Source organism: Nocardiopsis protaetiae, from assembly GCF_045446735.1.
Taxonomy (GTDB): Bacteria; Actinomycetota; Actinomycetes; order Streptosporangiales; family Streptosporangiaceae; genus Nocardiopsis; species Nocardiopsis protaetiae.
Map to the genome: position 1 here is coordinate 17,020 of NZ_JBJJBV010000063.1, position 9,993 is coordinate 27,012.

A 9,993-nucleotide genomic window follows, 5' to 3' on the forward strand; every position below is an offset into this window, starting at 1 on the left:
CTTCGACACGGACCCGCTCCGCCGACCCCGGTCCGGGCGGCCGTCTCCCAGGGTACGGGCGGCCCTCCGGCGCCCGGCCGGGGGTGTGCGACCATGCCCGTCATGGACGACGACTGGCGCGGGGACCGGATCGGCAGCGCACTGCGGGGTGAGAACCCCACGGTGCTGCGCCGGCTGGAGGCGGGGTTCGCGGTGATCGGGGACGTCCAGTTCCTGCCGGGGTACTCGGTGCTCCTGACGGACGACCCCGCGGTGGGGCGGCTCTCCGAGCTGTCCGCGGGCGCGCGCCGGGCGTTCCTGTCCGGCATGGACGTGCTGGGCGAGGCCGTCGAACGCGCCTGCGCCCGGCTGGACCCGGCCTTCCGGCGGGTCAACCTGGAGATCCTCGGCAACGCCGACCCGTTCCTGCACGCGCACGTGTGGCCGCGGTTCGACTGGGAGCCGGCCGAGCTGGTGACCCGGCCCGTGTGGCTGTACCCGCGTGAGCGGTGGAGCGACGAGCGGTACGCGCTCGGTGCGCGGCACGACGGCCTGCGCGAGGCGATCGGCGCGGAGCTGGACCGGCTCGCCCCCGGGTCCCGCACCCGGGCGGTCCCCTGAGCACGGCCGGTGGCGGGGTCAGGGCGGCGGACCGCTGCCTGTCATCGGGCGTGCGCTGTGTATGCGGGGGGCGCTGTCATTCGGCGTGCACCGTTATTCGGCGTGCACTGTCATTCGGTGGGCACCGGCGTCCGGCGGGTGCCGTCACCCGGCGGTGCGGCGGAACCGGTACCACTGCGGCGAGGTCCGGTTCATCGGCCACCCCAGGCCCGCGGGGTCGGCGTCCTCGGCGGAGATGAGCTCCCAGCCCGGGAACGCCGCCTCGACCTCGGCCCGCGAGACGCCCTCGACGAGTCTGCGGTAGCGGGACGGCCCGAAGGCGAGCATCAGCAGGGTGGCCCCGGGTGCGGCCAGCTCCGTCACCCCCCGCCCCTCCGCGGCCCGCTGCCGCGGGGTCAGCCCCTGGAAGCAGCCGATGTCGAGGAAGAGGTCGAACACCCCCAGGCCGGCCGACGGCAGGTCGGTCACGTCCCCCACGACGTAGGTGACCTCCGCCGGGCCCTTGGCCCGGGCGGCCTCGATCGCCTCCGGCACGAAGTCCAGGCCCACCGCGTCCCAGCCGCGCCGGGCCGGTTCGGGGGTGAACTGCCCGCGCCCACAGCCCAGGTCCAGGGCCCGGCCGGGCCCGCCCGGGCGCTCTTCGGTCTCCCGGTCGATCAGGCCGCCGAGCTGTCTTCCGCCGGCGGCGCCATAACGTTCCCACGGGGTGAATCCGAGCCGGTACATCCGCGCGTATTTCGTCATGCCCTCACGGTAAAACGCCCTCCCGGCAGGGCGTGGGCACCCCCCGTGCACCGGGCCCGTCGCAGGTGGGGACGGGCGGCAGGGCCGCCGGAACGATCAGGCGGGGGCGCCGCCGACAGTGCCGCCGGCCGGGCCGCCGACCGCGCGGAACAGCCCCGGCTCCACCTCGGCGACCAGCCCCCGACCCGTCAACACCTCCAGGTGCCGCACCGCGGTCCGGCGCTCCACCGGGACCACGTGCGGGCCCTCGACGTGCGGGCGGTAGACCAGCCGGTGCGCGACGATGTCCTCAAGCGTCCGGGGTTCGGCGAGCAGGTCCAGCAACGCGGCGCTGCGCCTGCCCACCACAGCGGCGTAGGCGTCCAGCCTGCTCCGGAACTCCCCGGCGCCCTCGATCACGCCCTTGTGGTGCCCGGTGCCGTACCACCGCGCGTCGATCTCCCGGCAGCGCCGCATCGACGCCTCGAAGTCCGTCAGGCTGCTGCCCGCGTCGCCGTAGAAGGGGCCGAACGAGCTCAGGTCGATGTCCGCCACGAACAGGAACCCGTCCGGCTCGACCAGGAAACCGCAGTGGCCCGCGGTGTGCCCGGGCAGGTGCACGACCGTCACGGTGCACCCCCCGAGGTCGAACACGGCGCCGTCCGCGAACCCCGTCGCGTCGGGACGCCCGCGCACGTGGAACCGGTCCCGGTACACCTCCTCGACGGCCGCGGCCTCCCCGGGCTCCAGGCCCAGGCCGGCGATCAGCACCTCGGGCGAGCGCACCGCTTCGAGGTCGTGCCCGTGGACGCGGACCGGGGCGGGGTGGTCCGCCAGCCCCGCCATGTGGTCCTCGTGCGCGTGGCTGACCAGGACCAGGTCGGCGGGCGGCGGGGAGCCGACCAGCGAGAGCGACGGGTCGATGAGCACCGTCGACTCCGTGCCGCGCACCAGCAGCGAGTTCGCGTAGGGGTAGGTGCCGCGTTCGGCGCCGACGAGCACGCGGACCCGGCCGTGGTCCACCGCCGTGTACCCGGTGGTGTGCGCGTCCGTCATGTCAGCCCTTTCCGTGACGCGGCGCAGCGCTCGTGGTGTGCGCGGAAGTCGAAGAAGCGCAGGCCGTCGACGAGGGTTCCGTCCTCGATCTCGCGCAGGGTCCACGCGTGCCGGGAGTAGTCGTCGAAGGCCGCACCACCGTGCTGGAGCAGCAGCGCGGCCAGGCGGTGGAGTTCGGCGGTGCCGTCGACGCGCCCGGAGACGTCCACCTGGAGCGCCCAGGCGGGGTGGTACCCGAGGGCGGTGTTGAGGACCGCCACGTCCTCGGGCTCCCAGTCCCGGAAGAGGTACCCGGTCCGCTCGTCGTCGACGTCGATGTAGAGGGCGTCCTCCATGATCCACGGATCGCGTTGGGCGGGCAGGCGCCGGTCGAGCATCGCGATGGTCTCGTCCCGACCGGTGGCGGGGAACATGAACACGGTGCGCATCGCCGCAGTGTAGAAGGCGGCTCCCCGTACGGCACACGGCGGGGGTGGGGCGCCGCCGTGGCCGACTCCGGACACGGTGCGCGGGAGGGGTTGTGGCCCCGTTCCGGTGCCGGCTTCACCGGCCGGGCGTTCCCCACCGCCGTGCCCCGCGACCGCCCGCTCCGGAAAGGGTCCCCATGGCCTCCCACCCCGCCGACGGGGCGCCGCCCGTGCACACACCCCCGGTGCGGGTCCGTTTCACCACGGCCGAACAGGCGGCCTGGGTGCGCATCGCGGCGCTCACCATGGTCCCGCTCGGGCTCCCGATCCTCCGGACCTGCCCCACGAAGGGGTCGGCGCCGACCCGCGCGAGCGGGCCGGCGCCTCGGGTCCGCGGACCGGGAAGCGGTGTCACCGCTCAGCCGCGGTCGACCAGGATCCGCCCGTCGGGAACGCTCTGACCGGCCAGGCCGCCACCGTAGTTGGCCTCGACCCGGGCGCGCTCGGCGGCGTTCGGGTTGGGGTTGGTGCAGCTCACGCCGCCGGTGGAACCCGACATCAGGGACGAGCACGGGCCGGGCTTGACGTCGGGCAGGCCCAGGCTGTGGCCGAGCTCGTGCGCGGCGATGCGCACCGCGTTGTAGCCCTCGGCGGTGCCCTGGCGGCCCATCCAGACGGTGACCTGCCCGCCCGGCCGCACCGGGCCCAGGTGGGCGCGCGGCCAGCCGTTGTCGGCGATGATGCGGATCTCGGCGTGCCGACCGGCGGGGGCCGGGGCCAGGCGGACGTTGGTGACGCTGGAGTTCCACACGCTCACGGCCGTGGCGACGGCGGAGGTGTACTCCGCGGCCTGGCTGGAGTCGTAGTACAGGACGGTCTGGGCCGCGGTTCGGGCCTGTTCCGCGGGCGCCGCGCTGGCGGGCGCGACACCCGTCAGAGTCATCGCCAGCGCACTCAGCGTGATGAGCAGGGGTGTGAGGATACGTCTCAGCATGCGGGGGCTCCCGGGGGTAGGGGTGCTGAACTGATCGGTGACCCGGTGGGGTCGGGGTGATGCTATGCGTAGCGATGTATCCCCACAAGGAGTGCAGAACGCCTATTTCGGGCACTCCGTCCCGTGTCCGCGCACCCGGACCGCCCGCGCGGGCTCACCCGAGGACGGTCAGGGGTGCCACGCCGCCACGTCCCGCACGTTCAGGATGTGGTGCCCGTCCGCGGGGGGCACGTGAAGGTCCCTCGCGGACACGTTCGGGAGGCCGTCCGCGACGACCTCCACGGGCTCTCTCCCGCGGTGGGAAAGGCCAGGAGTCGGGTGTGCCGCTCCCCGGCCGCACCGGAGGCCGCCGAGGCGAGGGCCGGACCCCCGCCCAGGAGCGCGACCGTTCTGCGGCGGGCCCGCCTCACGGTCGCCCGGTACCGGCCGGCCTGGCCCGGGCCCGGCAACCCCGGGCCAGGCCGGTCGCGCGGGCCACCGCCAGGGCGGCGGACACGTCGAACCCGTCCGCGCCGCGGTCCGCGTACCGCGAGTCCTGGCGCGCGGCGAAGCCCGGGACCTCGTCCAACGGCTTCCCCGCGCCGCCCGGGGCGGGGGTGCGCTGGGCCGGGACGGGCCGGTCAGGGGGCCGCGCCTCGTAAAGTGGGAACTCCACCCCGGGCCCGAGGAACCCCGACGGCCCCCGATCGAACACCGTCCCCGCTCAGGCGGGACACCCTGGAGGGGAACCCCTTGTACCTGGCCCGCATCAACCTCGACCCCGCGCGCAGCACCGGCATGGACCAGTGGGCGGCCATGGGGCGGGCCGTACGCAAGGCCGTCGACCCCGACCCCGAGTCCGACTCCCGCGTGCTGTGGGCGCGCACCTCGCCGAGCACGCTGGTGGTCAGCTCCGACACCGCCCCCGCCTGGGGCAAGGTCCCCGGCGCCACCTCCGCCGCGATCCACCCGCTGCCGCGCCACCCCGAGGGCGAGAACGTCCGCTGGGAGCTCATCACGGCGCCCACCGCCCAGCGCGCCACCGGGCCCGCCGAGGAGGGCGCGCGCCCGCGCGGCAAGCGGGTCCCGCTGGCGGAGGAGGAGTTCGAGGGCTGGCTGGCCGACAAGTTCGCGGGCGCGCTGGACCTCATCTCGGCGAAGTGGAAGCGCCTGGGCGGCAGGCCCGCCCGCTACCACCTCACGGGGGAGGCCGTGGTGCGGGACAGCGACGCGCTCCAGGAACTGTGCCTGACCGGGATCGGCGCGGGCACCGCCACGGGGGCCGGGCTGCTCCTCGTCAGCCCGCTGGCCTCCCGCTAGACCGCGGCGCCGCACGCGCCGGCCCCGGCCGGTGCGTCAGTCGCCGTGCCTGCCGGGGGCGGCGCTGCCGGTGTACTCGCCGAGGTCGGAGACGAGCTCGGCGATGTCGGGGATCTCGGAGTAGCGCTTGCGGTGGATCTCGGCGATCTTCGCCCCCACCTCCGGGTCCGGGTCGTCGGTGATGTCGAACGACGCGAACCGGTCGAGCAGCGGCAGCCCGACCCGGTCGGTGTTGAGGTGCGCGGGGTGGTTCATGTACTCCTCGTAGCCCGCGAGGTCCCCGATCACGAAGACGGCGCCGTATTCGTACTCCCCGCCGAAGTCGGGGCCGACGACGAACGACGTGACGGACGGGATGACACGGCCCTGATTGCGCAGGCTCTCGAAGGCCGCCTCCAGGTCCTTTTCCGACACGCCCTGCTTAACGGTGAATCGAATGCCGTGGTAGATCATCGGAGCTCCTCTTCCGAACGGTGGTCTCTTGGTTCGTCCCGCCACCACACTCGCGTGGCCGGGCCGGCCTTCGCGTCGGTGACGATCACCTAGTTCGCACCTACTCCGGCGCCCCCGCCTAGGCTGGGGGCCATGCCCACGACGCCCCCCGGCTCCCTCGTCGGCCGGCACGACGAGATCGACCGCCTGCTCGCCCTGCTCGGCGCCGCGCGACGGGGTGAGGGCGGTGTGCTCGTCCTGCGCGGCGAGCCCGGCATCGGCAAGAGCGCGCTGCTGGACCGCGTCGAGGACGCCGCACCGGAGGATGTCCGGATCATCCGGGCCTCCGGCTCAGAGTTCGAGGCGGAGCTGCCGTTCGCGGCGCTGCACCAGCTGTGCGTGCCGGTGCTGGAGCACCTCGACGAGCTGTCGGCCCCCTACCGCGACGCCCTCCGGGTGGCGTTCGGTCTGGCCCACGGCACACCCGACCCGTTCCGCGTCGGCCTCGCGACGCTCGAACTGCTGGCGGCCGCCGCCCAGAAAGGCCCCGTGCTGTGCCTCGTCGACGACGCGCACTGGATGGACACCGCCTCGACGCGGGCGCTGGCCTTTCTGGCGCGGCGCGTCGCGGCGGAGCCGATCGCGATGCTGCTCGCCGCCCGTGACCAGGACACCGCCCGTGAGCTGGACGAACTGCCCGGGCTCGGGCTCAGGGGCCTGGACGACGCGCGGGCACGCGCCCTGCTGGCCCGGGTACGGACCGCGACGCTCGACGAGCGGGTGCGGGACCGCATCCTCGCCGAGGCGCGCGGCAACCCGCTGGCCCTGATCGAACTCCCCACGGCCGGGGGCTTCGCGCCGCCGACGCCCACCCCCGTCGCGAGCCGGATCGAGCGGAGCTTCCAGACCAGGGCGGCCGACCTGCCCCCGGACGCGCGGATGCTGCTGGTCCTGGCGAGCGCCGACCCGACCGGCGACCCGGGGCCGGTGCGGGCGGCGGCCCGCCTGCTGGACATCGACCGGCCCGAGGTCGCCACCGCCGCGGAGGCGTCCGGCCTGGTGCGGTTCGACACGCGCGTGAGGTTCTGCCACCCCCTGGCCCGCTCGGCGGTCTACCGGGCGGCCGAACCGGAACGGCGGCTGGCCGCGCACCGGGCACTGGCCCAGGCCACCGACCCCGTCAACGCACCGGACCGCCGGGCCTGGCACCGCGCCCAGGCCACCGTCGGGCCGGACGAACAGGTCGCGGCGGAACTGGAGTCCTCGGCGTCGCGGGCGCGGGCACGCGGGGGCGCGGCGGCCGCCGCCGCGTTCCTCGAACGCGCGGCGGAGCTCACCCCCGACCCCGGCAGGAGGACCGGGCGCACGATCGTGGCCGCGCGGGCCGCACTCGAAGCCGGCGAGGCCGGGACGGCCGCGGACCTCCTGGCGAGCATCGACGCCGGGTCACTGGAGGAGACCGAGCACGCCGCCGTCGACCTGCTGCGGGGCGAGGCCGCCTTCGTCGGGGGCCCGGACGGTGCCGCCACGGGATCCGAACTCGTCCTGCGGGCCGCGCGGCGGCTGGCCCCCATCGACCCGGAACGCTCACGCGCGTGCCTCGTGGCCGCCCTGGAGCGGGGGCTCGCCGTCGGCCAGGCCGCCGGGGTGACGGACCGGGTGATCGACGCCGCCCGCTCCTTCGCACCACCGGCGGCGCGGGAACCGGACCTCCTCGACGCGTTAGTGCTGCTGAGGACCGAGGGGCACCGCGCGGGCATCCCGGCGCTGCGGCGGGTGCTCACCGGCGACGGCGCCGACTGGACCCGCGTGGCGGGCCTGACCACCGTGCTCGCCGGCGAACTGTGGGACCTCGACCTGCACGCTTCGGTCACCGACTGGCTGGTGCGGTCCGGCCGGGAGACGGGGTCGCCGGTCACCGTCCGGCTCGGCCTGTCACAGGTGGCGGTGGCCGCGGTCCTCACCGGCGACTTCGGGCGCGCGATGGCCGAGATCGCCGAGGAGGAGGCGATCGCCGACGCCCTGGGCGACGTGCCGCAGCTGTACCCGAGGGTGCACCTGGCGGCGATGCGCGGCCGCCGCGAGGAGGCGCTGGAGCTGTTCGCCGACGTGCGGAGCCGGGGCACCGGCCAGCTGACCGACAACGTCCACTGGGCGACCGCGGTGCTGCACAACGGCCTGGCCGACTACCCGGCCGCCCTGGACGGGGCCGCGCGCGCCGTGGCGGGCGGCGACCTCTACCTTGTGGGCATCGCGCTGCCCGAACTGGTGGAGGCCGCGGTCCGGTGTGGCGAGGACGCCGCCGCGGAGTCGGCGCTGGAGGCCCTGGAAGAGCGCACCCGGGCGGCGGGGACCGACTACGCCCTCGGTGTGGCCGCCGGGGCGCGGGCACTGGTCGGCGGTGCGGAGGACGACCACCGGGAGGCCCTCGAACGCCTGGCGGGCGGACCGGCGCCGCAGCTGGCGCGGGCGCACCTGCGGTTCGGGGAGTGGCTGCGCCGGGAGGGCCGGCGCCGCGACGCGCGCGAACACCTGCGGGCCGCGCACGGCCGACTGTCGGAGATCGGCATGGAGGCGTTCGCCCGGCGGGCCGCCGACGAGCTGCGCGCGACCGGGGAGGTCGCCCGCAGCAGGTCGGAGCACACCTACGACCGGCTGACCATGCAGGAGATGCACATCGCGCGCCAGGTCGCGGAGGGCGCGACGACCAAGGAGGTGGCCGGGCGCCTGTTCCTCAGCCCGAGAACGGTGGACGCCCACCTGCGCAACATCTTCCGCAAACTGGGGATCTCCTCGCGCAGGCAGCTCAAGGGCCTGCCCGAACTCGGGTGACACGGATGGCCCGGGTGGCCCGGGTGACACGGATGGCCGGGGTGGCACGGTCCCCGCGGCCGTTCACCGGCCCGCCCTGGCCGCCCGCGCCCCGGCGGCCGCCCCGATCACCGGCACGATCGCCAGCATGGCCGCGACGACCGCCATGGCGCCCCCGGCCCAGGTGAAGGCGGCGTCGGCACCGACGGTTCGGACCAGCGGATGGACGGCCGGCGGGGAGAGGAACTGGCCGAGGAAGACGGCGGCGACCAGGCCGCCGAGCACCCGGCCGCGCCAGGCCGGCGGGGCGAGTTCGGACAGGCGCAGGGTGAGGTTCGGGACCGCGAACCCGACCCCCGCGCCACCGATGAGCAGCCCGACCGCGGCGCCGGAGACCGTGCCGGTGGCACCCACCACCAGCCAGCCCGCACCCAGGAGCGCGACGGCGGCCGCGGTGACCGGGCCGGAGCCCAGGCGGCGGCGCAGGGCGGGGAAGGCCAGCGCGCCGAGCATGCTGGTCAGCGTGCTTCCGGCGACGACGACACCCACCAGGGCGGGGCCGACGCCGAGGCCCTCCAGCAGGAACGGGACCTGCGTGGGCGCCATGTAGAAGACCAGGGTCGCGCCCAGGGCCAGAACGTAGACACCGACCACCCGCCCGGTCGCCATTCGCGCGGCTCCCGGGGCCGCGGCGGGGGAGTCCTGCGCTCGGTCCCGGACGGACCGGAACGCGAACAGGGCGACGAGCGCGGCCACGCCGTACAGCCAGAACGGCACCCGCCACCCGACCGTGGCCAGGACCCCGGCCAGCGGGAGGAACACCACGCCGCCCAGGCCGGCGAAGGCCTGCTGGAGCCCCAGGAAGGACGCCCGCTCCGGCCCGTCGTACCAGTCGGTGATCGTCGCGCTGACCGCGGTCATGATCCCGCCGACGGCGACGCCGAGCAGCACCCGGGTGGCCAGCAGCGGGACCAGGTCGGCCATGAAGTACCCGGCGGTGCCGCCGACCGTGTACAGCAGCAGGCCGGACACGAGCAGGGGGCGGCGCCCGATGCGGTCGGCGAGCAGGCCGGACCAGGGGGCGCTGACGGCGATGGCGAGCGAGGTGACCGTCATCGCGAGGCGGACCAGCAGCGACGCCCCGGGCTGGGCGGCGAACTCCTGCTCCATGGCGGGCAGGCTCGGGGCGATGATGGCCGGCGCCATGATCGTCAGGGCGGCCGCGGCGAGGATCGTGCCCCGCGCGAGCCGGCCGGGACGGTCGGGGGCGGGAGTGGTGCGGCCGGGAATGGCATGGGCGGTGCGGTCCGGGGCGGTGCGGGTGGGGCCGGTGCGACCCGGATCGGTGCGGTCGGGAGTGGTGTGGGTGGGGCCGGGGTGGTCGGGAGTGGTGCGGTCGGCTGGAGTGCTCATGCCGTCAACGCTCGTGCCCGGGTACCCGCGTTCGCGTCGGTGACGGTCACCTATACACGTGGGGGCGCGGGGGCGTCCGGTGGCCGGGCCGCGCTTCGCCCGACACCGCGCGGTGACGGTTTCCGGTCACGGTGTTCCGGCCCCGATCCCCCGGTCACGGCGCCTCGGACACGGCCTCCCGGTCACGGCCCCGGCATGGTTCCTCCCGGCGCACACCGGACCGGTGTGCGCCGGGAGGAAGCCCCGAGATCGGCGGAT

The 9,993-nt window shown here is 75.5% G+C and carries 10 protein-coding genes; 3 read left to right on the forward strand and 7 right to left on the reverse strand.

Going from position 1 to position 9,993, the window contains the following annotated elements; all coding sequences use genetic code 11:
• Nucleotides 1-102: 102 nt before the first annotated feature.
• The gene (locus ACJOT3_RS12445; protein ID WP_406972115.1) at nt 103-600 is read left to right on the forward strand and encodes an HIT family protein; all 498 of its coding nucleotides are present in this window, start codon (nt 103-105) and stop codon (nt 598-600) included.
• Nucleotides 601-744: 144 nt separating this feature from the next.
• Here the strand turns inward: ACJOT3_RS12445 and ACJOT3_RS12450 are convergent, their stop codons facing one another.
• The 5 genes from ACJOT3_RS12450 to ACJOT3_RS12470 all read right to left on the reverse strand — a co-directional run bounded on the left by ACJOT3_RS12450 (nt 745) and on the right by ACJOT3_RS12470 (nt 4,435).
• Complete coding sequence (locus ACJOT3_RS12450; protein WP_406972117.1) at nt 745-1,344, reverse strand: class I SAM-dependent methyltransferase; 600 nt, start codon at nt 1,342-1,344, stop codon at nt 745-747.
• Between the two features lie 96 nt (nt 1,345-1,440).
• Complete coding sequence (locus tag ACJOT3_RS12455) at nt 1,441-2,379, reverse strand: MBL fold metallo-hydrolase (RefSeq protein ID WP_406972119.1); 939 nt, start codon at nt 2,377-2,379, stop codon at nt 1,441-1,443.
• The gene (locus ACJOT3_RS12460) at nt 2,376-2,807 is read right to left on the reverse strand and encodes a hypothetical protein (RefSeq protein ID WP_406972121.1); all 432 of its coding nucleotides are present in this window, start codon (nt 2,805-2,807) and stop codon (nt 2,376-2,378) included. The genes ACJOT3_RS12455 and ACJOT3_RS12460 overlap by 4 nt, the downstream gene beginning before the upstream one ends.
• Nucleotides 2,808-3,204: 397 nt before the next feature.
• Nucleotides 3,205-3,780 carry a snapalysin family zinc-dependent metalloprotease gene (locus ACJOT3_RS12465; RefSeq protein ID WP_406972123.1) on the reverse strand — a complete coding sequence of 192 codons (576 nt, stop codon included), beginning with the start codon at nt 3,778-3,780 and terminating at the stop codon, nt 3,205-3,207.
• 406 nt (nt 3,781-4,186) lie between these two features.
• Entirely contained in the window at nt 4,187-4,435 is a 249-nt protein-coding gene (locus ACJOT3_RS12470; protein WP_406972125.1) for a hypothetical protein, read from the reverse strand.
• 77 nt (nt 4,436-4,512) lie between these two features.
• On the opposite strand from ACJOT3_RS12470, the gene ACJOT3_RS12475 reads away from it, so the two are divergent.
• Nucleotides 4,513-5,079 (forward strand): type I-E CRISPR-associated protein Cas6/Cse3/CasE, encoded by a 567-nt coding sequence (locus tag ACJOT3_RS12475; protein WP_406972127.1) that lies wholly within the window; start codon nt 4,513-4,515, stop codon nt 5,077-5,079.
• A gap of 36 nt (nt 5,080-5,115) precedes the next feature.
• On the opposite strand, the gene ACJOT3_RS12480 is transcribed toward ACJOT3_RS12475, so the two are convergent.
• Nucleotides 5,116-5,532: a Dabb family protein gene (locus ACJOT3_RS12480; protein ID WP_406972129.1), complete on the reverse strand. Its 417-nt coding sequence runs from the start codon at nt 5,530-5,532 to the stop codon at nt 5,116-5,118.
• 132 nt (nt 5,533-5,664) lie between these two features.
• Here ACJOT3_RS12480 and ACJOT3_RS12485 point away from each other — a divergent pair, with 132 nt between their 5' ends.
• A complete protein-coding gene (locus tag ACJOT3_RS12485) occupies nt 5,665-8,343 on the forward strand; it encodes a helix-turn-helix transcriptional regulator (protein ID WP_406972131.1) in 2,679 nt (892 codons plus the stop codon).
• Between the two features lie 63 nt (nt 8,344-8,406).
• On the opposite strand, the gene ACJOT3_RS12490 is transcribed toward ACJOT3_RS12485, so the two are convergent.
• Nucleotides 8,407-9,735 carry an MFS transporter gene (locus ACJOT3_RS12490; RefSeq protein ID WP_406972133.1) on the reverse strand — a complete coding sequence of 443 codons (1,329 nt, stop codon included), beginning with the start codon at nt 9,733-9,735 and terminating at the stop codon, nt 8,407-8,409.
• Nucleotides 9,736-9,993: the final 258 nt, after the last annotated feature.

What these genes read in the sequence shown, in the direction of transcription:
- ACJOT3_RS12445 (WP_406972115.1), top strand. Translation starts at nt 103, where the DNA reads ATGGACGACGACTGGCGCGGGGACCGGATCGGCAGCGCACTGCGGGGT.
- ACJOT3_RS12450 (WP_406972117.1), bottom strand. Translation starts at nt 1,344, where the DNA reads ATGACGAAATACGCGCGGATGTACCGGCTCGGATTCACCCCGTGGGAA.
- ACJOT3_RS12455 (WP_406972119.1), bottom strand. Translation starts at nt 2,379, where the DNA reads ATGACGGACGCGCACACCACCGGGTACACGGCGGTGGACCACGGCCGG.
- ACJOT3_RS12460 (WP_406972121.1), bottom strand. Translation starts at nt 2,807, where the DNA reads ATGCGCACCGTGTTCATGTTCCCCGCCACCGGTCGGGACGAGACCATC.
- ACJOT3_RS12465 (WP_406972123.1), bottom strand. Translation starts at nt 3,780, where the DNA reads ATGCTGAGACGTATCCTCACACCCCTGCTCATCACGCTGAGTGCGCTG.
- ACJOT3_RS12480 (WP_406972129.1), bottom strand. Translation starts at nt 5,532, where the DNA reads ATGATCTACCACGGCATTCGATTCACCGTTAAGCAGGGCGTGTCGGAA.
- ACJOT3_RS12485 (WP_406972131.1), top strand. Translation starts at nt 5,665, where the DNA reads ATGCCCACGACGCCCCCCGGCTCCCTCGTCGGCCGGCACGACGAGATC.
- ACJOT3_RS12490 (WP_406972133.1), bottom strand. Translation starts at nt 9,735, where the DNA reads ATGAGCACTCCAGCCGACCGCACCACTCCCGACCACCCCGGCCCCACC.